The sequence below is a fragment of the Pseudomonas sp. LAIL14HWK12:I7 genome (genome assembly GCF_000483465.1).
Lineage (GTDB): Bacteria > Pseudomonadota > Gammaproteobacteria > Pseudomonadales > Pseudomonadaceae > Aquipseudomonas > Aquipseudomonas kermanshahensis.
Genome location: NZ_AXYZ01000008.1, coordinates 73,351 through 93,764, shown reverse-complemented (window position 1 = coordinate 93,764; position 20,414 = coordinate 73,351). Strand labels below are relative to the sequence as shown.

General features: G+C 63.8%; 19 protein-coding genes. 9 read left to right on the top strand and 10 right to left on the bottom strand.

Features of this window, described 5'->3' with window-relative positions; all coding sequences use genetic code 11:
- The first annotated feature begins 93 nt into the window (after positions 1-93).
- Complete coding sequence (gene cobF / locus D886_RS0109610) at positions 94-843, top strand: precorrin-6A synthase (deacetylating) (RefSeq protein ID WP_027593723.1); 750 nt, start codon at positions 94-96, stop codon at positions 841-843.
- A 167-nt stretch (positions 844-1,010) separates the two neighbouring features.
- Here cobF and D886_RS0109605 read toward each other — a convergent pair whose 3' ends face one another.
- On the bottom strand, positions 1,011-1,361 hold the full coding sequence (locus D886_RS0109605; protein WP_027593722.1) for a response regulator: 351 nt from the start codon (positions 1,359-1,361) through the stop codon (positions 1,011-1,013).
- 249 nt (positions 1,362-1,610) lie between these two features.
- Here D886_RS0109605 and D886_RS0109600 point away from each other — a divergent pair, with 249 nt between their 5' ends.
- The 5 genes from D886_RS0109600 to D886_RS0109580 are packed head-to-tail and all read left to right on the top strand — an operon-like array spanning position 1,611 to position 8,110.
- Entirely contained in the window at positions 1,611-5,078 is a 3,468-nt protein-coding gene (locus D886_RS0109600) for a response regulator (protein ID WP_027593721.1), read from the top strand.
- Positions 5,075-5,896 (top strand): protein-glutamate O-methyltransferase CheR, encoded by an 822-nt coding sequence (locus D886_RS0109595; protein ID WP_027593720.1) that lies wholly within the window; start codon positions 5,075-5,077, stop codon positions 5,894-5,896. Before D886_RS0109600 ends, D886_RS0109595 begins: the two co-directional genes overlap by 4 nt.
- On the top strand, positions 5,893-6,468 hold the full coding sequence (locus D886_RS0109590) for a chemotaxis protein CheB (RefSeq protein WP_027593719.1): 576 nt from the start codon (positions 5,893-5,895) through the stop codon (positions 6,466-6,468). The genes D886_RS0109595 and D886_RS0109590 overlap by 4 nt, the downstream gene beginning before the upstream one ends.
- A complete protein-coding gene (locus D886_RS0109585; protein ID WP_027593718.1) occupies positions 6,462-7,688 on the top strand; it encodes a hybrid sensor histidine kinase/response regulator in 1,227 nt (408 codons plus the stop codon). The genes D886_RS0109590 and D886_RS0109585 overlap by 7 nt, the downstream gene beginning before the upstream one ends.
- Positions 7,689-7,732: 44 nt before the next feature.
- Positions 7,733-8,110: a response regulator gene (locus D886_RS0109580; protein ID WP_027593717.1), complete on the top strand. Its 378-nt coding sequence runs from the start codon at positions 7,733-7,735 to the stop codon at positions 8,108-8,110.
- 117 nt (positions 8,111-8,227) lie between these two features.
- Here the strand turns inward: D886_RS0109580 and D886_RS0109575 are convergent, their stop codons facing one another.
- The 3 genes from D886_RS0109575 to D886_RS0109565 are packed head-to-tail and all read right to left on the bottom strand — an operon-like array spanning position 8,228 to position 10,873.
- Positions 8,228-8,815 carry a TetR/AcrR family transcriptional regulator gene (locus tag D886_RS0109575; RefSeq protein WP_027593716.1) on the bottom strand — a complete coding sequence of 196 codons (588 nt, stop codon included), beginning with the start codon at positions 8,813-8,815 and terminating at the stop codon, positions 8,228-8,230.
- 12 nt (positions 8,816-8,827) lie between these two features.
- Entirely contained in the window at positions 8,828-9,676 is an 849-nt protein-coding gene (locus D886_RS0109570) for a 3-hydroxybutyryl-CoA dehydrogenase (RefSeq protein WP_027593715.1), read from the bottom strand.
- A 12-nt stretch (positions 9,677-9,688) separates the two neighbouring features.
- Entirely contained in the window at positions 9,689-10,873 is a 1,185-nt protein-coding gene (locus D886_RS0109565) for an acetyl-CoA C-acyltransferase family protein (RefSeq protein ID WP_027593714.1), read from the bottom strand.
- Between the two features lie 168 nt (positions 10,874-11,041).
- Between D886_RS0109565 and D886_RS0109560 the strand changes: the two genes are divergently transcribed.
- The gene (locus D886_RS0109560; protein WP_027593713.1) at positions 11,042-12,058 is read left to right on the top strand and encodes an AraC family transcriptional regulator; all 1,017 of its coding nucleotides are present in this window, start codon (positions 11,042-11,044) and stop codon (positions 12,056-12,058) included.
- A gap of 10 nt (positions 12,059-12,068) precedes the next feature.
- Here D886_RS0109560 and D886_RS0109555 read toward each other — a convergent pair whose 3' ends face one another.
- The gene (locus tag D886_RS0109555) at positions 12,069-12,506 is read right to left on the bottom strand and encodes a carboxymuconolactone decarboxylase family protein (protein WP_027593712.1); all 438 of its coding nucleotides are present in this window, start codon (positions 12,504-12,506) and stop codon (positions 12,069-12,071) included.
- A gap of 199 nt (positions 12,507-12,705) precedes the next feature.
- Here D886_RS0109555 and D886_RS0109550 point away from each other — a divergent pair, with 199 nt between their 5' ends.
- Both D886_RS0109550 and D886_RS0109545 read left to right on the top strand, forming a co-directional pair.
- A complete protein-coding gene (locus D886_RS0109550) occupies positions 12,706-13,164 on the top strand; it encodes a nucleoside deaminase (RefSeq protein WP_027593711.1) in 459 nt (152 codons plus the stop codon).
- The gene (locus D886_RS0109545) at positions 13,161-14,357 is read left to right on the top strand and encodes a cyanate transporter (RefSeq protein ID WP_027593710.1); all 1,197 of its coding nucleotides are present in this window, start codon (positions 13,161-13,163) and stop codon (positions 14,355-14,357) included. Before D886_RS0109550 ends, D886_RS0109545 begins: the two co-directional genes overlap by 4 nt.
- Here the strand turns inward: D886_RS0109545 and D886_RS0109540 are convergent.
- The 5 genes from D886_RS0109540 to glcD all read right to left on the bottom strand — a co-directional run bounded on the left by D886_RS0109540 (position 14,350) and on the right by glcD (position 20,367).
- On the bottom strand, positions 14,350-15,783 hold the full coding sequence (locus D886_RS0109540; protein ID WP_027593709.1) for a PLP-dependent aminotransferase family protein: 1,434 nt from the start codon (positions 15,781-15,783) through the stop codon (positions 14,350-14,352). The two genes, D886_RS0109545 and D886_RS0109540, sit on opposite strands and share 8 nt — an antisense overlap.
- Before the next feature lie 77 nt (positions 15,784-15,860).
- Positions 15,861-16,199 carry a hypothetical protein gene (locus D886_RS0109535; RefSeq protein ID WP_027593708.1) on the bottom strand — a complete coding sequence of 113 codons (339 nt, stop codon included), beginning with the start codon at positions 16,197-16,199 and terminating at the stop codon, positions 15,861-15,863.
- A 383-nt stretch (positions 16,200-16,582) separates the two neighbouring features.
- Positions 16,583-17,806 (bottom strand): glycolate oxidase subunit GlcF, encoded by a 1,224-nt coding sequence (glcF, locus tag D886_RS0109530; protein ID WP_027593707.1) that lies wholly within the window; start codon positions 17,804-17,806, stop codon positions 16,583-16,585.
- Positions 17,807-17,815: 9 nt separating this feature from the next.
- Positions 17,816-18,868: a glycolate oxidase subunit GlcE gene (glcE, locus tag D886_RS0109525; RefSeq protein WP_027593706.1), complete on the bottom strand. Its 1,053-nt coding sequence runs from the start codon at positions 18,866-18,868 to the stop codon at positions 17,816-17,818.
- Positions 18,868-20,367, bottom strand: a complete 1,500-nt coding sequence (gene glcD, locus D886_RS0109520) for a glycolate oxidase subunit GlcD (RefSeq protein WP_027593705.1) — start codon at positions 20,365-20,367, stop codon at positions 18,868-18,870. Before glcD ends, glcE begins: the two co-directional genes overlap by 1 nt.
- Positions 20,368-20,414 lie beyond the last annotated feature (47 nt).

Genomic DNA, 20,414 nt, shown 5'->3' with positions numbered 1-20,414 from the left:
TATAACTAGGAGTTTTAAGGGTTGACAGATTAAAAATTCTGATTGTGGGTAGGGTGATTGGCGGTCGAAAAATCAAAAAAACAGGTCAAGACGATGAATACGATTTTATTAGTAGGAATCGGCGCCGGTGACCCGCGCCAAATTACCCTTGAAGCGGTCGAAGCGCTCAGGCGAGCAACGGTTTTCTTCGTGCTTGATAAGGGCGGGGAGCGGCAGGCGTTGGCTCGAGCCCGCAAGGCCTTGGTCGATCACTACGTGCAGCCCGGCAGTTACCGGTGGGTGCAAGTCGAAGATCCCTTTCGTGATGCAGATGCTATGGACTATGTCGCCGCCGTACAGGACTGGCACGTCCGTCGGGCGAGTCTGTATTCACGCCTATTGAGCGAGGAGTTGGGCCCCGATGATGTTGGCGCCTTTCTTCTCTGGGGCGACCCGAGCCTGTATGACAGTACGTTGAGAATTATTGAAAAGGTTCGGGAGCTGGGTGTGCGCGTACAGGTGGAGATTATCCCTGGCATCAGCAGCGTCCAGGCCCTGGCGGCCCGCCACCAAGTACCGCTCAATCGCATCGGTGAGCCGCTGACTGTACTGCCTGGGCGTCGTCTTGCCGAGCAGGAGCGTATCGACAATGTGGTGGTGATGCTCGACGGGCAGTGCGCGTTTGCCTCGTTGGATGACCCGGGTTTGATGATTTACTGGGGGGCTTACCTGGGCACCGCAGATGAGGTGCTGATTGCCGGGCCATTGCAAGCGGTGAAGGCGCAGATTCTGCAAGTGCGGGAGGAGGCGAGGACGCGCAAGGGGTGGATCATGGACACGTATCTGTTACGCCGCGAACTGTAGCTGGCTGCGGCCCCCACAGTCGTTAAAGACCTGTGGGAGCAACTGTCTTGTGGTGCTTGTGCCGACCTTATCGCTGGCAAGCCAGCTCCCACAGGTGCGGCGCTAGCCTTTGAGGCTACACAGTTCGGGTGGGAGCGGGCTTGCCCGCGAAAGCCGCCACGCGGGCATCAGGCCGTACCCAGTATGTCCACCACCTTGTTGCGCAATTGCTCGATGCTGAACGGCTTGCCAATCAGGTGCATGCCTTCCGGCACGTTTACGTTCTCGGCATAACCGCTGGCAAACAACACCGGCAGCAGTGGACGAAGTTCGCGTGCGCGTTGCGCCAGCACTTCGCCGCGCATGTCCGGCAGGCCCACGTCTGTCATCATCAGCGCCAAGGCCTGCGCAGGGTCTTCGAGCACCCGCAGTGCTGCGGCGGCGTCTTCCGCTTCGATGACCGTGTAGCCCAACTCGTCGAGCACTTCGACCATCAGCATGCGTACGATGTCGTCGTCTTCGACTACCAGAAGATGCATGGTTTGGATCCTGTGAAAATGAATGTCTTTATTCTGTACGCCGGTCGACGGCAGAAGTTCCCGAGGATACCGATCCCTGCAATCAGATGGAACGATTCGCGCCTGCAACCTTCAAATGCTGGCTAAATGCCCTGCCAGAGCCAGCAAAGCTGGTTAGACTCGCTATTACCGGTGAGCGCGGCGGCAGACAATTATAACGGTCTTGGTGCCACACTTTTTCATGGATTCTTTTCGCTCGGGCGTTTTCAGATGATTCAAGTAGCCTCGATTGACCAGCAAAGCTTTCGCAAGCTGCTGAGTCGCAACATCGGCCTGCCCCTTGGGGTCGGCCTGCTGGGCGCAGTGGCGTTCGTCGCGGTGATCAACTACCTGCTCTCGGCCATGCAGTGGGTCGAGCATACGGACCGGGTGATCGGCAATGCCAACGAAACGGTCAAGCTGTCGATCGACATGGAAACCGGCATGCGCGGCTTCCTGATCACCGGCGACGAACGCTTTCTCGACCCCTATGAGGTGGCCAAGCCGAAAATTCTCGGCAGCCTGCAGAGCTTGCGCGGCATGGTCGAGGACAACCCGCAGCAGGTTGACCGTATCGATCGGCTGTTGGCCCTGCAAAAGGCCTGGAATGACTTCGGCAGCGAGATGATTAGCCTGCGCCGCAGCGAGGGCAATTACCAGGCATCGATCGGCAATGGGCGCGGCAAGCGCATCACCGATGAAATCCGCAAGGAATTCGAAGGCCTGATCGACACTGAACAGCAACTGCGCATGGCCCGCAACGAGAAAGTCAGCTCGGTCACCGTGACCGCGATCTCGGCCTTCGTGCTGTTCATCGTCGGCCTCAGCGCCTTGCTGGCCTACCTCGGGCGCCGCGACCTGCTGGCGCTGTCGAGCAGCTATGACGAAAACCTGCAGGCCCAGCAGCGTGCGGCCGAGCGCCTGGAGCACCAGGCCTGGTTGCGTAATGGGCAGACCCAGTTGGCCCAGCAGGTGCTCGGGCAGCTGACCCTGCCCATGTTGGGCGACAATATTCTGCGCTTCTTTGCTACCTACCTGGGCAGCGTGGTGGGCGCGGTGTATGCGCGCGACGAACATGGCCGCCTGGTGCGCGTGGCCACCTATGGCCTGAGCGCCGAGGAACAGGCCCGTGAGCAGATCAAAGGCGACCACGATGGCCTGTTGGCCCAGGCCGTGCGCGAAGGCCGTCTGTTGTGCCTCGACGACCTGCCCGAAGACTACTACCGCCTGAGTTCGGGCCTCGGCAATGGCTTGCCGCGCAGTGCATTGCTGATGCCCGCCACCGATGATGGGCAGATCAATGGTGTGATCGAGCTGGGCTTCCTGCGCCCCTTGCAGCCGCGTGATGAAGAGCTGATGGAGCGGGTCGGCGGCAACCTTGGCATGTCCATCGAGAGTGCGCGTTATCGCCAGCGCCTGCAGGAAGTGCTGGCCGAGACCCAACAGTTGAACGAAGAGCTGCAAGTGCAGCAGGAAGAGCTGAAAACCGCCAACGAAGAACTCGAAGAGCAATCACGGGTGCTCAAGGAATCCCAGGCCCACCTGGAAACTCAACAGGCCGAGCTTGAACAGACCAACGAACAACTGTCCGAGCGCACCGACGCCTTGGACCGCAAGAACGATGAGCTCAGCCAGGCCCAGCAAGAGTTGCAGGCCCGCGCCGACGACCTGCAGCGTTCGAGCAAGTACAAGTCTGAGTTCCTCGCCAACATGTCCCACGAGCTGCGCACGCCGCTGAACAGCTCTTTGATCCTGGCCAAGTTGCTGGCCGAGAACGGCGAAGGCAACCTCAGTGCCGAGCAGGTCAAGTTCGCCGAATCGATCTACTCGGCGGGCAATGACCTGCTGAACCTGATCAACGACATTCTCGACATCGCCAAGGTCGAAGCTGGCAAGCTTGAAGTGCGCCCGGAGACCACTCAGCTGGAGCGGCTGGTCGAAGGCCTGCGCGGCATGTTCCTGCCGCTGGCCGAGCACAAAGGCCTGGCCTTCGAGGTCAAGGTCGAGCCGCAGGTACCAGTGACGCTGTTCACCGACCGTCAACGGCTGGAGCAGATCCTCAAGAACCTGCTGTCCAACGCCATCAAGTTCACCGACCACGGCCAGGTCAGCATGACCATCAGCCACCAGGCGGGTACCGGCATCATCTTCGCCGTCCGTGACTCTGGCATTGGCATTGCCGCCGACCAGCAGCAGGCGATCTTCGGCGCCTTCCACCAGGTCGACGGCAGCAGCAACCGGCGCTATGGCGGCACCGGCCTGGGCCTGTCGATTTCGCGTGACCTGGCGCACCTGCTGGGCGGGCAGATCAATGTCGAGAGCAACCCGGGGCAGGGCAGCGTGTTCAGCCTGGTCATGCCCGAACGCTACGAACATGAGGGCGAGGAAGTCGAGGCCCTGAGCCTGCGCCCTGCGGTAGACACTCTGCCGCCAGCGCCCAAGGCGTCCAACGCCGTGGCGCCGAAACTGCCGGCACCGACCTTCGCCGATGACCGCGAGCGGGCCCCCTTCAATAACCGCTGCATCCTGGTGATCGAGGACGAGCCGAACTTCGCCCGCATCCTCTTCGACCTGGCCCACGAGTTGGGTTACAGCTGCCTGGTGGCGCATGGCGCCGACGAGGGCTTTGCGCTGGCGTCCCAGTACATCCCCGATGCCATCCTGCTGGACATGCGCCTGCCTGACCATTCTGGCCTCACCGTGCTGCAGCGCCTCAAGGAGCTGGCCGGCACGCGGCATATTCCGGTGCACATCATTTCGGTGGAGGATCGCGTTGAAGCGGCCATGCACATGGGCGCCGTGGGCTACGCGGTCAAGCCGGCCAGCCGTGAAGAACTCAAGGAAGTGTTCGCCCGCCTGGAAGCCAAGCTGACCCAAAAGCTCAAGCACATCCTGCTGGTGGAGGACGACGACCTGCAGCGCGAAAGCATCGCCCGCCTGATCGGCGATGACGATGTCGAGATCACCGCCGTGGCCATGGCCCAGGACGCCTTGGCGCTGCTGCGCGAGAACATCTACGACTGCATGATCATCGACCTCAAGCTGCCCGACATGCTCGGCAACGAGCTGCTCAAGCGCATGACTGCCGAGGACATCCGCTCATTCCCGCCGGTGATCGTCTACACCGGGCGCAACCTCACCCGCGAAGAAGAAACCGACCTGCTCAAGTATTCGCGCTCGATCATCATCAAGGGCGCCCGTTCGCCGGAGCGCCTGCTCGACGAAGTGACGCTGTTCCTGCACAAAGTCGAATCGCAGTTGTCCCATGAGCGCCAGCGCATGCTCAAGACCGCGCGCAGCCGCGACAAGGTCTTCGAGGGGCGCAAAGTGCTGCTAGTGGATGACGATGTGCGTAATATCTTCGCCCTCACCAGTGCCCTGGAGCACAAGGGCGCCATCGTCGAGATTGGCCGTAACGGGCGTGAAGCCATCGAGCGCCTGGAGCAGCATGACGACATCGACCTGGTGCTGATGGATGTGATGATGCCGGAGATGGACGGCTTCGAGGCTACCCGGCTGATCCGCCAGCAACCGCGCTGGCGCAAGCTGCCGATCATCGCCGTGACCGCCAAGGCGATGAAGGATGACCAGCAGCGTTGTCTGCAGGCTGGCGCCAATGATTACCTGGCCAAACCGATCGACCTGGACCGCCTGTTCTCGTTGATCCGTGTATGGCTGCCGCAACTGGAGCGAATTTGACTAGCGAGCGCAACACCGACATCGAGATCCGGCTGCTGATCGAGGCGATCTACCTCAAGTACAGCTACGATTTCCGCAACTACTCCGGCGCTTCGATCAAGCGCCGGATCCTGCATGCCCTGCGCCAGTTCGACTGCCTGACGGTGTCGGCGTTGCAAGAGCGGGTGCTGCACGATCCGGGCATGTTCATGCAGTTGCTGCAGTTCCTGACGATCCCGGTCAGCGAGATGTTCCGCGACCCGAGCCACTTCCTGGCCCTGCGCAACGAAGTGGTGCCGCTGTTGCGGACCTGGCCGTCGATCAAGATCTGGGTCGCGGGGTGCAGCACCGGTGAAGAGGTGTACTCGATGGCCATCCTGCTGCGTGAGGAAGGCCTGCTTGAGCGCACCATCATTTATGCCACCGACATCAACCCGCATTCGCTGGACCGGGCCAAGCAGGGTATCTACTCGATGCAAAGCATGCGCGAGTATGAAGAAAACTACCGCCTGGCCGGTGGCCGCCGTGACTTTGCCGAGTACTACACCGCTGCCTATGGCAACGCCATCATGGACAGCAGCCTGCGCGACAACGTGACCTTCGCCGACCATAGCCTGGCCACCGACAGTGTGTTCTCCGAGACCCAGCTGGTGTCGTGCCGCAATGTGCTGATCTACTTTAACAAAGACCTGCAAGACCGGGCCCTGGGCCTGTTTCATGAATCCCTCTGCCACCGGGGCTTCCTGGTCTTGGGCAGCAAGGAGTCGGTAGACTTTTCGGCCTACAGCCAGCGTTTCGAGCCGCTGGTGAAGCCGGAACGGATCTACCGTAAGACATGAACGGCGCACGGGCAGTGGTGATGGGGGCCTCGGCTGGCGGGGTGGCGGCCTTGTTGCAGGTGCTCGGTGCGCTGCCGTCGGCGTTCGCCATCCCGGTATTGTGCGTGCTGCACTTGCCGGACGGGCGGCACAGCCAGCTGGCCGAAGTGCTGCAAAGGCGGCTGCAGCGCCCCGTGCGCGAGGCCAGTGACAAGGAACGGATCAGCGCTGGGATGATCTACGTTGCTGGGCCGGGGTACCACCTCTCGGTGGAGCGTGACCTGACGCTGTCGTTGAGCCAGGAAGCGCCGGTGCACTTCTCGCGCCCGGCCATCGACTTCCTGTTCATGTCGGCGTCCGATGCCTACGGCGCCAGCCTGCTTGGCGTGCTGCTGACCGGTGCCAATGAGGATGGCGCCGCGGGCCTGGCCTACATCAACAACAATGGGGGCCGCACGATTGTTCAGGACCCTCGCGACGCACAGGTCGCGCTGATGCCGGAAGCCGCCTTGGCCCTGCACCAGCCCGACCATATCCTTACTCTGAGTGGTATCGGGCAATTGCTCGCGACCCTGGAAACAAGCGCATGCTAAGCCACACCATCGCCAAACTGCTGATCGTCGACGACCTGCCGGAAAACCTGCTGGCGCTCGAGGCCCTGATCCAGGGCGAAGACCGCGAGGTGCACCAGGCCCAGTCTGCGGAAGCGGCATTGTCGCTGCTGCTTGAGCACGAATTTGCGCTGGCCATCCTCGATGTGCAGATGCCAGGCATGAATGGCTTCGAACTGGCCGAGTTGATGCGCGGCACGGAAAAGACCAAGAACATTCCCATCGTGTTTGTCAGTGCGGCGGGGCGCGAGATGAATTACGCCTTCAAGGGCTATGAAAGCGGGGCCGTGGACTTTTTGCACAAGCCGCTCGACACCTTGGCAGTGAAGAGCAAGGTCTCGGTGTTCGTCGACCTGTTCCGCCAGCGCAAGGTGCTTGGTCGGCAACTGGAAGCCCTGGAGCGTAGCCGTCAGGAGCAGGAGGTGCTGCTTGGCCAGCTGGAGTTGGCGCGGTGCGAGCTGGAGCATGCGGTACGCATGCGCGACGACTTCATGTCGATCGTCTCCCACGAAGTGCGTACGCCACTCAATGGCCTGATTCTGGAAACCCAGCTGCGCAAGATGCACCTGGCACGGGGCAACCTGGAGGCCTTCAGCGCAGACAAGCTGCAGGCCATGGTCGAGCGTGACGAGCGGCAGATCAACAGCCTGATCCGGCTGATTGAAGACATGCTGGACGTCTCGCGCATCCGTACCGGCAAGTTGTCGCTGCGGCCCAGGGTGTTCGATATTGGCCAACTGGTGCGCGGCCTGGTGGAAAACTTCAGCGCCCAGGCCACCGCGCTGGATACCCATATCGCGCTGCAACGTTGTGAAACGTTGCAGGGTGAGTGGGACGAATTTCGGATTGAACAAGTGGTGGCCAACCTGTTGTCCAATGCCTTGCGTTACGGTGAACGAAAACCGGTGCAGGTGCGGGTGTTCGCGGAGGGCGGCATGGCCTGGGTGCAGGTGCAGGATCACGGCATTGGCATCAGCGCCGTCAACCAGCAGCGCATTTTCCAGCAGTTCGAGCGCGTCGCAGCACACCAGGCCAGCGGCGGGCTGGGGTTGGGGCTGTACATCTCCGAGCAGATCGTCCAGGCCCACGGCGGGCGGATTCTGGTGGACAGCGAGGAAGGCGAGGGCGCCACATTCACGTTGCAATTGCCGCTGGCAACGTTCAAAGAACAAAACGACCAGGCGCGGGCAACCTCTGCGTAAGCCTGGGGTCAGATGGCCAACTGTAAGACTTTCAAGGCGTTATCATGAGTGAAGATGCACAAGATGTGGTGCTGGTGGTCGAGGACGAGCCGGCGATTCGGATGATTTTGCGCGACTACCTGGCCGGCGAGGGGTATCACGTGCTGGTAGCCGAAGACGGCGAGCAGGCGTTCAAGATCCTGGCGAGCAAGCCGCACCTGGACCTGATGGTCACCGATTTTCGATTGCCAGGGGGCATCTCTGGGGTGGATATCGCCGAGCCCGCGGTAAAATTGCGGCCGGAGCTGAAGGTGATTTTCATCAGTGGCTACCCGGCGGAGATTCTCGAATCGGGCAGCCCGATCACGCGCAAGGCGCCGATCCTGGCCAAGCCGTTCGACCTGGATACCCTGCACGAGCAGATCCAGAAGCTGCTGCGCTGAGGCTACCCGGATGTAGGAGCAGCCTTGTGCTGCGAAGAGGCCATCGCAGCCATAGAGAAGTAGGTGCCCATGCCGGCCTCTTCGCAGCACAAGGCTGCTCCTACAACAGCGTGAACGTTAGCGCAGGGTTCGCTCAATGCCTCCCAGCAACAGGCTTTCCATCAACCCCAGCCCTTCGCCTTCCGACAGGCGCCGCGCCTGCAGCAGCCCTGGCAACTGGTTGAGCAGCGTCGCCAGCACATGCGCGGTCGCCGCCAGTGCTTCGCCTTTGAGGCTTGCCCGCGGTGCAATCAGGTGCAGCACCCCGGTTTCGTAACGCCTGCGCAGCAGCAGCAGGCGCGCCTGTTGCGCTTCGCTCAAGCAGCAAAAATCCCGCTCGGCCAGGCGAAACTGCAATGGCCGCTCGGCATGCAACTGCCAATGCGCCGCAATCAGGCACGACAACGCCGAACCACCCCGTGCCATGGCCCTGCGCCCAAGGTCCAGGGTCGCCTGCAGCTCCTCGTACAACTCTTCGATCAAGTCGTACAGCAGGTCCTGCTTGCTGGGGAAGTGGTGATACAGCGAGCCCGCGGTCAGCCCGACGTGGGCCGCCAGTTCACGCATGCTGACCTGGCCGAAGCCCTTTTCGGCAAACAGCGCCATGGCCCGGTCACGTCGCTCTTCAAAATTGGCACAGCGCATTGCAGCGTTGACCGGGGGCATGGTACTTGCTCCTCAATAGGTGAAGAAACCGCGGCCGCTCTTGCGCCCCAGCCAACCGGCCGCGACCATTTCCTTGAGCAACGGCGCTGGGCGGTACTTGCTGTCACTGAAGCCCTCATGGAAGGCCTCCATGATTGCCAGCAGGGTATCCAGGCCGATCAGGTCGGCCAGTGCCAGTGGGCCGATCGGCTGGTTGCAGCCCAGGCGCATGCCGGTGTCGATGTCCTCGGCACTGGCTAGGCCTTCCTGGCGCACGAAGATCGCTTCGTTGATCATCGGCACCAGAATGCGGTTGACCACAAAACCTGGGCGATTGCCGGCGCTGATCGGGGTCTTGCCCACCTTCTCGGTCACCAGCAAGGCCTGGGCATAGGTGCTGTCGCTGGTCTGCAGGCCACGGATGATCTCGACCAGGGCCATCATCGGCACCGGGTTGAAGAAGTGCACACCGATGAACCGCTCGGGGTGCTCGATGCTCGCGGCCAATTGCGTGACCGACAGCGACGAGGTGTTGGTGGCGATCAGGCAGTCGGCGGCCACGCTGGCAGCCACTTGCTGAAGGATGCGCTGCTTGAGCTGCAGGTTTTCGGTGGCTGCCTCGATCACCAACTGCGCGCCACTGAGTTGCGCGTAGTCGGTGCTGGTGCGGATGCGGGCTTTCGCCGCCTCGGCCTTTTCGGCGTCGAGCGTGCCTTTGCTGACCTGGCGCTCGAGGTTCTTGCGCAAGGTGGCCACGCCACGCTCCAGCGCGGCATCGGAAACGTCCACCAGCAGCACGTGATAGCCCGCCACGGCGCACACCTGGGCAATGCCGTTGCCCATGGTGCCTGCGCCGATCACGGCAATCTGTTCGATGTTCATGTGTCAGTTTCCTCAGACGCGCTCGAAGACCACGGCGATGCCTTGGCCGCCGCCAATGCACATGGTGGCCAGGGCGTAACGGCCCTGAATGCGGTGCAGTTCATGGATGGCCTTGGTGGCGATGATCGCGCCGGTAGCGCCGACCGGGTGACCGAGGGAAATACCCGAACCGTTCGGGTTGACCTTTTCCGGGTCGAAGCCGAGCTCGCGGGCCACGGCGCAGGCCTGGGCGGCGAAGGCTTCGTTGGACTCGATCACGTCCAGGTCCTGGATGCTAAGGCCGGTTTTTTCCAGCACCTTGCGGGTTGCCGGGATCGGCCCCAGGCCCATCAGCTCGGGCTCGACGCCGGCATGGGCGTAGCCTACTAGGCGTGCCAGCGGTTTCAGGCCCAGGCGGCGCACGGCGTCACCATTGGCCAGCACCAGGCCGGCCGCGCCGTCGTTGATGCCACTGGCATTGCCGGCGGTGACGGTGCCGTCTTTCTTGAACACGGTCTTCATGCCGGCCAGCTGCTCGGCGGTGACATCGCCACGCACGTGCTCGTCGACGCTGAACTGTACGCTGCCTTTTCGGGTTTTCAGTTCCAGTGGGACGATCTGGCTGGTGAAGCGGCCTTCGGCAATGGCGCGCGCGGCGCGGCGCTGGCTGGTCAGGGCCAGCTCGTCCTGCATTTCACGGGTGATGCCGTGCTTGGCAGAGACGTTTTCGGCCGTGATGCCCATGTGGAAGTGTTCGAAGGGGTCTTGCAGCACGCCGACCGTGTAGTCAATACCTTGCAGGTCGCCCATGCGTGCGCCCCAGCGGGCTTGTGGCAGCAGGTACGGGCCGCGGCTCATGGACTCGGCGCCCGCCGCCAGGGCCACATCGGTGTCGCCGAGCAGTAGGCACTGTGCCGCCGAGACAATGGCCTGCAGGCCCGAGCCGCACAGGCGGTTGACGTTGAACGCCGGGGTTTCCTTGGGGATGCCAGCGTTCATCGCTGCAACCCGCGCCAGGTAGGCATCACGGGGCTCGGTGGGGATCACGCTGCCCATCACCACATGGCCGATTTGCCCGGCGTCCACGCCCGCGCGTTCGATGGCGGCACGGGTTACGGCGGTGGCGAGGTCGGCCAGCGGCAGGTCCTTGAGGGAACCGCCAAAGCCACCAATGGCTGAACGGACGGCACTGACGACGTAAATTTCTGCGCTGCTCATAGGGGCTCCGATTGCGAAGGCATGGCGGGACCGGGCCTGGCTCTGCGAGAATGGCGGGCGATCCCTTCGTTCATCCGAGTCTAGGCAAAGGCTCTGCCAGAGCCTATGCCGGATCTGTTCAATCAACCTGGCACTTTTTGCCACTCAGCATAGACAGCGAAATCCGCCATGCGCGATAGCGATACGGTCGCCGTGTACTTCCTCGAAGCCATGCTTCATGCCCTGCGCGAACGCCCGGACGTGCGCGATGCACACCTGCGTGCGGTCGGTATCGACCCGCAACTGCTCGAGCAGCCCCAGGCCCGCGTGCCGGCCAAGGCATTCGCTCAGCTGTGGCTGGCCCTGATCCAGCTGTTGGACGACGAGTTTTTCTGCCTCGACAGCCACGGCATGCCGCTGGGCAGCTTTGCCCTGATCTGCCGTGGCCTGATTCAGGAGCCGAACCTGGAAAAGGCCTTGCGTCAGTGCATGGGCGGTTTTGGCCTGTTCCTGCGTGACCTGCGCGGTAGCCTCACGCTACGCGGCGGCAGGGCGGTGATCAGCGTGCAGTCGAGCATTGCCGACCCCTTGACCCGTGTGTATGCCGAAGAAACCTACCTGGTGCTGATGATCGGCTTGCTGTGCTGGCTGGCAGGGCGGCGCATTGCCATCGACCGCACCGAGCTTGCGGTATCGCGCCCCGCGCAGGACGATGACCTGCTGCTGTGGGGGCCTGACCTGCGCCTGGGCAGTGGGCGTACCGAAGTGGAGTTCGACAGTGCCTACTTGCGCCTGCCGGTAGTGCAGGACCTGCCGGCCTTGAAGACCTTTTTGCGCAGCGCCCCCCAAGGCCTGGTTATTCGCTTTCGCAACCAGAACGGCCTGGTGGCCGAGGTCTATCGCCACCTGCGCGCTCGCCGCTACGGGCAATGGCCGACGTTGGCCGCGTTGGCGCAGGTGCAGGGAATCAGCGCCAGTACGTTCCGCCGTCAGCTGGAGCGGGAGGGCCGTTCGTACCAGCAGATAAAGGACGAAGTACGCCGGGCGATGGCCTTCGAGCACTTGCGCGAAGGGGTGCTGAGCATCGCCGAGGTTGCCGAGCAGGCCGGGTTCCAGGAGCCCAGTGCATTCCACCGGGCGTTCAAGAAATGGACCGGGCAGAGCCCCGGCAGCTATCGAGCCAAATTGACCGGGCGCAGTGGCTAAGCCGACACCATCAGGCCGGCACCATCGCAAAGCCGACGCCGAAGCGGTTCCAGGCATTGATGGTGGCGATGGCCAGCGTCAGGTTGACCACTTCCTGCGGCTCGAAATGCGCTTGCAGCGCTTCGTATTCCGGTTGTGGCGCACCGCGCTCCGGCAGCCGGGTCAGGCACTCTACCCACGCCAGTGCGGCACGTTCACGCGCAGTGAAGTAGGCGGTTTCCTGCCACACGCTCAGCGTTTGCAGGCGTGCTTCGGTTTCGCCGGCCTGGCGTGCGTCATTGGCATGCATGTTGACGCAGTAGGCGCAGCCGTTGATCTGCGAAGCGCGCAGGCGCACCAATTCGAGCAGTGAATTCTCCAGGCCGCACTTAGCCAGGGCCTGTTCCAGGCCGACCATGGCTTTGTAGGCTTCCGGTGCGTGCTTGGCCCATTCAATACGTGTGTTCATGGTGTTCTCCAGAAGGTGTTGGGTGGACATGGCGCTACCTTAGCGCTGTGCAGCGATCAGCCCGATAGCCAATCGCACACTTTGCCCGGAGGCCAATCTGGGCATTCAGGTGGCCACTGAGGTGCATCCAATCTCTTCATTTCTGCCAAGGCCGGCAAGCCGGGATAATGGCCAGGTCTTGCAGAAGGAGTACCGACTCATGTCCGAAGAACGCTATATGCGCGAAGCACTCGAACTGGCCCGCACCAACATCCAGGCCGGTGGCCGGCCCTTTGGTGCGGTGCTGGTCTACCAGGGGCAGGTGGTGGCGCGCGCGGTCAACGAGATCCACAGCACCCAGGACCCGACCGCCCATGCCGAGATGCAGGCCATCCGCAAGGCCGCGCATGCCTTGGGCCAGGCTCGTCTGGACGGTGCCGAGGTCTACGCCAGCGGTCACCCGTGCCCGATGTGCCTGGCGGCCATGCACCTGTGCGGCATCGAGCGTGCCTGGTTCGCTTATGACAACGATGAAGGCGAACCCTTCGGTTTGTCCACCGCTGCGGTGTATGCGCAGATGGCGCGCCCTCCGCAACAGCAGAGCCTGCCGTTGCGGCCGCTGAAACCCAGTGGCGAAGCCGGCCTGTACCTTGAGTGGAAGCAGGCCAACACGCAATGAGAACTGCCTTGAATCTGTTGCTGGTGGTGCTGCTGGCGCTGAACTTGCGCCCGATCCTCACCAGCGTCGGGCCGCTGCTTGAACCCATGCGCGCCAGTACCGGCCTGGGCTATCAGCAGGCCGCACTGCTGACCGCGCTGCCCGTGTTGTGCATGGGCCTGGTGCCGTTGTTGCAACCTTGGTTGCGGCGCTGGATCAGCGAACATGGCGGCATGCTCGCCGGCTTGTCGGCCATTGCGCTGGCGTGCTTGTGGCGCCTGCAACTGGACAGCGCCTGGGCATTGATTGCCAGCGCGGTGGTCGCCGGCCTCGGCGTGGCGGTGGTCCAGGGCATGATGCCGGGGTTGGTCAACCGTTGGTTCCCGACCCGCCTGGCTGGGGCCATGGGCATGTATTCCGCGGCCTTGATGAGTGGTGGCGGCCTGGCGGCGGTGCTTGGCCCGCATATCAGTGGGTACTTTGGCCATTGGCAGGCCGGGCTGGGCCTGTGGGCGATCCCGGCGCTTGTGGCGCTGCTGGCCTGGACGCTGCTGCGCCCACGGCAGGCTACGCCGACGCTGGCGGGTGCCACTGGCGGGCATTGGTTCGGCACCCGCCGTGCCTGGTTGCTGGCCGTGTATTTCGGCCTGATCAATGGTGGCTATACCAGCATGGTCGCCTGGCTGCCGGCCTATCACCTGGAGCACGGCGGAACCGCCCAGGGCGGTGGTGACCTGGTGGGGCTGATGACGATCTTCCAGGTTGCCGGCGCGCTGGGGCTGCCGTTGTTGCTGCGCCGCTGGGTGGACCGTCGGCCAGGTTTATGGCTGGCGCTTACGATCCAACTGGCCGGCTTTCTTGGGCTGCTACTGGCGCCCACGCTGAGCATGGGCCTGTGGGTGGCGATGATCGGCTTTGGCCTGGGGGCGTGCTTCAGCCAGAGCCTGACACTGACCCTGGAGCACCTGAAAACACCCGCCGAAGCGGGGAGCCTGGCGGCCTTTGTTCAAGGGATCGGCTTCATCATTACCGGGATCGTGCCGTACATCACGGGCTGGTTGCGCGACGTCAGTGGCGACTTCCAGGCGTCGTGGGTGCTGTTGACCGTGACCGTGGTGGCGATGCTGCTGGTGACGGCCTGTTTCGCGCCACGCGGCTATGCGGCAGCTATTGCCCGTTCGGTGCCGAACGGCCAGGCCGCGTCGGTCAGCTAAGGCGTTGCAGGGTATCGCGAACACGGTCGAGGGCAGGGTCGATGTCGAGCAGTTCGATGGCGCCGAAGCCCATTACCAGCCCAGGGCGCACAGGCACGTCACTGAAGAAGGGTGCCAGCGAGTAAAGGCCGACCTCCACCTTGCGTGCGAGGTTGGCCAGCAGTTCGACATCCACCCCCGGCTTGGCCAATGCGCTCAGGTGGAAACCGGCGCTGGCCGGCACGGCGCTGAACCAAGGCGCCAGGTCGCCGCCTAGGCGGGCGAGGATGCGCTCGCGGCGAGCACTGTAGACATCGTGGCAGCGGCGGATGTGCTTGTTCAGGTGGCCCTCGCTGATGAAGCGCGCCAGCGCCCATTGCAGCAGGGTCGGGCTGTGCCAGTCGCTCAGGTGCTTGGCCACACAGGCGGCCTTCAGCACCGCGGGCGGCAACACGGCGTAGCCCAGGCGCAGCTCCTGCAGCAGGGTCTTGGAGAAGGTCCCGACGTAGGCCACCAGGCCATGCCGGTCGAGGCGCTGCAAGGCGTCGGCGGGCGGCCCCTGGTAGCGGAATTCGCAGTCGTAATCGTCTTCAATGATCAACGCGCCAAGCTCGGCGGCGCGTGCCAATAACGCCCGCCTGCGCGGCTCGCTCATCGGCATGCCGAGGGGGAACTGGTGTGACGGGGTCACGTAGATCAGCCGCGTGCCGTCGGCGATCTGCTCGACGCACATCCCTTGATCATCGACCGGTATTGATTGCAGGCGTGCGCCCAAGGCCAGGAACAGTTGACGAGCCGGCGGGTAACCCGGGTCTTCCATGGCCACCGGGCAGCCCGGTTCGATCAGCACTCGGGCGATCAGGTCCAGCGCCTGTTGCGCGCCATTGCACACCAACACGTCCGCTGCGTTGCAATGCACGCCGCGGGCGTAGGCGATGTGGTGGGCGATGGCTTCACGCAGCTCAGGCAGCCCCTGGGCAGAGAACTGCCGCTCGGGGTGCCGCTGGCTGCGGCGCAGGGCGTAGTTCAGGCAGCTGCGCCACTGGTCGAACGGGAACTGCGTCTTGCTCGAAGCGCCGCCAACGAAGTCATAGCGCGACGGTGCTTGCAGTTGCGGCCTACCCAGCACGGTCGCGCGTTGCTGCCAGCGTTCGAGGGATGCCGCAGCCGCCAAGGGGATGGCCGTTGCCTCGTTGGAACGCAGGGGGTGGCGCGGAGTGATGAACGTGCCACGGCCGACCACGCCGCTGAGCAGGTTGTCATAGGTAAGCCTGGAGTACGCCTCGGCCACGGTCTTGCGCGACACGCCCAGTTGTTCGGCCAGCAGCCGGGTGGGTGGCAATTGGCTGCCGGCCGCCAGGTGGCCACTGTCGATGCCCGCGCGCAGTTGCTGGTAGAGCTGGTCGGCGAGGCCTTTACGGCCTTCCAGGCGGATGTGCAGTTCCATGAAACGATCCGGTGCGGGGGAGTGTTGAGGATAGCGGATCGCACTTCGACGTACAGTGCCAATGCACCGCGTTGTGCCTACAAGCGTGCCGTGCTGACCGTGATGTAGCCTTTGTCGGGCAGGGCGATGCGTATCACTGTTTCATCGGCCGGTGCCTTGTGTTTTTGCTTGATACGCACCCCGTCAACCGCAGCCGCTCGCATCCGGTGGGTGATGGCGCGGCCACTGGCGTCGAAGAAGGCTTCGCTGGCCAGCAGCTCGATGCGCTCGATCAACTGGCGGGTGCGCTCGTCGGTGGCACAGAAGAACAGCACACCCGACAGGTGCGGGTCGTCATCAGGGTTGCTGACCTTGTGGGCCAGCAGTTCACGCAGGGTGTGGCGCAGTTCGGCGGTGGGGCGAGCGGACTGGTGCATGCGGGGGGCCTCCTCTGAGTCGTCCAGAGGGGATCATGTTTTCAGCAGTCAGGCGCGACAAGTAGGGCATTTCTGACGTGGTTGTGGGGGATTTCTGAAAGTGTTCGGCCTTGGGATTTTCTGCGCTTATGAGATCGAGCGCCGCCCGCGCGGCGCTTCGCAGCACAAGGCTGCTCCTACATCTGTTTCGGGCCAGTGAGGCCTGTGATATTGGCGCGCGACCGCCTTGTTGGTCCAACTCGATATTGAGGTGGGCGGTAAGGGGCCGCGCGCCCATGGAACAGGAATGACTGGCCCGAAACAGATGTGGGAGCAGCCTTGTGCTGCGAAGGGCCGCGCGGGCGGCGCTCGATCTCATAGGCGCTGCACATCTAACGTCATACCTATCCCGCCCCCAAACCCGCATCAACAATTTCAACCCAATGCCGCACCGGCGTGCGCCCGGCCCCAGCAAGGTGGGCCTGGCAACCGATGTTGGCGGTAACAATGACCTGCGGCATGCCGCTCTCCAAGGCCTTCAATCGATTGTCCCGCAACTGCCGCGACAGCTCAGGCTGGGTCAGCGAATAGGTCCCCGCCGACCCACAGCACAAATGGCCATCCGGCACCGCGGTCAGGGTAAAACCGAGGCGAGTCAGCAGGCCTTCGACCGCGCCGCCAAGCTTGAGCGCGTGCTGCAAGGTGCACGGACAATGAAAGGCCACACGCTGCTCGGCGCACAGCCCAAGCTGCTCGACCGGCGCTTCGCACAGCACTTCCACCAGGTCGCGAGACAAGGCACTGACCCGCGCCGCCTTGGCGGCATACCGCGGGTCCGCCTCCAGCAAGTGGCCGTAATCGCGCACGAACGCGCCGCAGCCGCTGGCCGTTTGCACGATGGCTTCAGCCCCCGCTTCGATGGCCGGCCACCAGGCGTCGATGTTGCGCCGGGCGCGGTCCAGGCCTTGGGCCTGGGCATTGAGGTGGTAATCCACCGCACCACAGCAACCGGCTTCGCGAATCGGTTCGACGCTGATCCCCAACCGGTCCAGCACGCGCGCGGCAGCGGCATTGGTATTGGGCGACAGCGCCGGTTGCACGCAGCCTTCGAGCAACAGCACCCGGCGCGCATGCCGTGGCGCCGGCCGTACGCCGGGTGCGGTCACCTGGGCGGGCAGCTTGCTTTTCAGGGTTGCCGGCAGCACCGGGCGCAAGGCTTGCCCAGTGCGGCACAGGGCCTTGAACAGCGCAGGGCGCGGCACCACCGCCCGCAGCCCTCCCTGCAGCAGGCGCTGGCCAAGCGGGCGTGGCACTTGCTGTTCGACCACGGCGCGGCCGATGTCCAGCAAATCGTGGTATTTCACGCCTGAAGGGCAGGTGGTTTCGCAGTTGCGGCAGGTCAGGCAGCGGTCCAGGTGCAGTTGCGTGCTGGCGGTGATTGGTGCGCCTTCGAGCACTTGTTTGATCAGGTAGATGCGCCCGCGAGGGCCATCCAGCTCGTCGCCGAGCAACTGATAGGTGGGGCAGGTGGCCGTGCAGAAACCACAGTGCACGCAGCTACGCAGAATGCGTTCGGCTTCTTCGGCGCGGGGCAGGCGTTTGGCGGCTTCACTCAGGTTGGTTTGCATGGTGTGCCCTCATAGGTCTGGGTACAGGCGGCCAGGGTTGAAGATGCCCTGGGGGTCGAGCTGCTGCTTGAGGGCTTTGTGGTAGCGCAGCAGGGCGGCGGGCAATGGTGCGCTGCTCTGCTCGCCAGGTGCGTAGCAAGTGGCATGGCCGCCGACGTTGGCAACCGCTGCGCGAATCGACTCCACTGGCGCGCTCGACTTCAGCCAGCGCTGCGCGCCGCCCCAGTCGATCAGTTGGCGCCCGGGCAGGTTCAGTTCCCCGGTGGCGTTGGGCACGGACAGCCGCCACAGCGGTGCCGGGTCGTCAAAAAAAGCCAGGCGCTGTTCGCGCAGGTCGTTCCAGAAACAGCTGTCGAGCACGTCACCTCCCAGGCGTTGGCGTGCCGACTGCACCGAGCCTTCACCCCCTTCCAGACGCAGGTACAGCGCCTCGCCGTCATGGCAGGCAGCGCTGATCGGCAGCGGCTGCTGGCCCCAGGCGGTAAGCGCCGCCAGCGCCTGGTGACGGTCCATCGGCAGGCATAGGCTCAGGCATTGGCGCGGGCGCGGCAGTACTTTCAGCGACACCTCGGTCAGCAGGCCAAGGCAACCGAAACTGCCGACCATTAGCCGCGAGACGTCATACCCGGCGACGTTCTTCATGACTTCACCCCCAAAACGCAGCAGTTTGCCGTGGCCAGTGATCACCCGGGTGCCGAGCACATGATCGCGCACCGCCCCGGCCCAGGGCCGGCGTGGCCCAGACAACCCCGCCGCAACGACACCGCCGAGGGTCGCTTCGGGGCCGAGGTGCGGGGGCTCGCAAGGCAGCATCTGGCCAGCCTCGTGCAGCGCTGCCTCGACTTCCTGCAGCGGCGTGCCGGCGCGTGCGGTCAGCACCAGTTCGGTGGGGTCGTAGCTGACGATACCGCGATGGCCGCGGGTATCGATGACTTCCCCGGCGACCGGGCAGCCGAGCATGGCCTTGCTGTTGCCGCCCTGGATTCGCAGCGGTGTGCCCAGGTTCAGGGCCTGGTTGACCTGCTCCAGCAGGGCCTGGCTGATGTCGCGGTCCTTGCCCATCAGAAACGCTCCAGGTCGGGGAAGGGCAACTGCCCGTGGTGCACGTGCATCGCGCCGAATTCGGCGCAGCGGTGCAGGGTGGGGATGTTCTTGCCAGGGTTGAGCAACCCTTGTGGGTCGAAGGCGGCCTTCACGGCGTGGAACAGGGTGATTTCGTCGCTGTTGAACTGCGCGCACATCTGGTTGATCTTCTCCCGCCCGACGCCGTGCTCGCCGGTAATGCTGCCGCCTACCGCCACGCACAGTTCGAGGATCTTGCCGCCAATGGCTTCGGCACGTTCCAGTTCGCCGGGCAGGTTGGCATCGAACAGGATCAGCGGGTGCATGTTGCCGTCGCCGGCATGGAACACATTGGCCACGCGCAAGCCGTACTGTTCGGACAGTGCGCTGATGCCCTTGAGTACGCGCGGCAACTCGCGGCGTGGGATGGTGCCATCCATGCAATAGTAGTCGGGTGAAATGCGCCCCACCGCCGGGAAGGCATTCTTGCGCCCGGCCCAGAAACGCGCGCGTTCTGCCTCGTCGCAGGCCAGCCGCACCTCGCGTGCGCCGGCTTGGGTCAGCACGGCCGCGACCCGCTCGCAGTCGTCATGCACATCGGCTTCGACACCATCGAGTTCGCACAGCAGGATCGCCGCGGCATCCACGGGGTAGCCTGCGTGGATGAAGTCCTCGGCAGCGCGAATCGCCAGGTTGTCCATCATCTCCAGCCCGCCGGGGATGATCCCGGCGCCGATGATCTCGGCCACTGCCCTGCCGGCGTCCTCGACGCAGTCGAAGCTGGCGAGCAACACCCGCGCCACCTGGGGCTTGGGCAGCAACTTGACGGTCACTTCGGTGACGATGCCGAGCATGCCTTCAGAGCCGGTGAACAGTGCCAGCAGGTCGAAACCGGGGCTGTCGAGGGCGTCGCTGCCCAGTGTCAGGCGTTCACCCTCGACTGTGAGAATCTCCACCTTGAGCAGGTTGTGCACGGTCAAACCGTACTTGAGGCAATGCACGCCCCCGGCATTTTCGGCCACGTTGCCGCCGATGGAGCAGGCGATTTGCGAAGACGGGTCGGGGGCGTAGTACAGGCCATAGGGCGCGGCAGCCTGGGAGATCGCCAGGTTGCGTACCCCGGGCTGAACACGGGCGAAGCGCCCCTCGGGGTTTATCTCGAGAATGCGGTTGAAGCGCGCCATTACCAGCAGGATGCCTTTGGCCAATGGCAGGGCACCCCCGGAAAGCCCGGTGCCGGCCCCGCGCGCCACCACCGGTACGCCGCGTTGGTGGCAGAGCTGTAATAAGGTCTGAACCTGTTCCAGGCGTTCGGGCAGCACCACCAGCAGTGGCACCGTCCGGTAGGCGGAGAGGCCGTCACACTCGTAGGGTTTGAGGTCTTCTGCGCGATGAAGAATCGTCAGGTCCGGCAGCGCATCGCGCAGGGCCTTGAGCAGGGCGGGCAGGTCCACGTCAGGCAGCGCTCCATCGACCCGCTCGTCGTAGAGGATGTTCATGGGGCTCACTCGGCGGCAATTGTTATTGTCGTTGGAAGCGTATCACC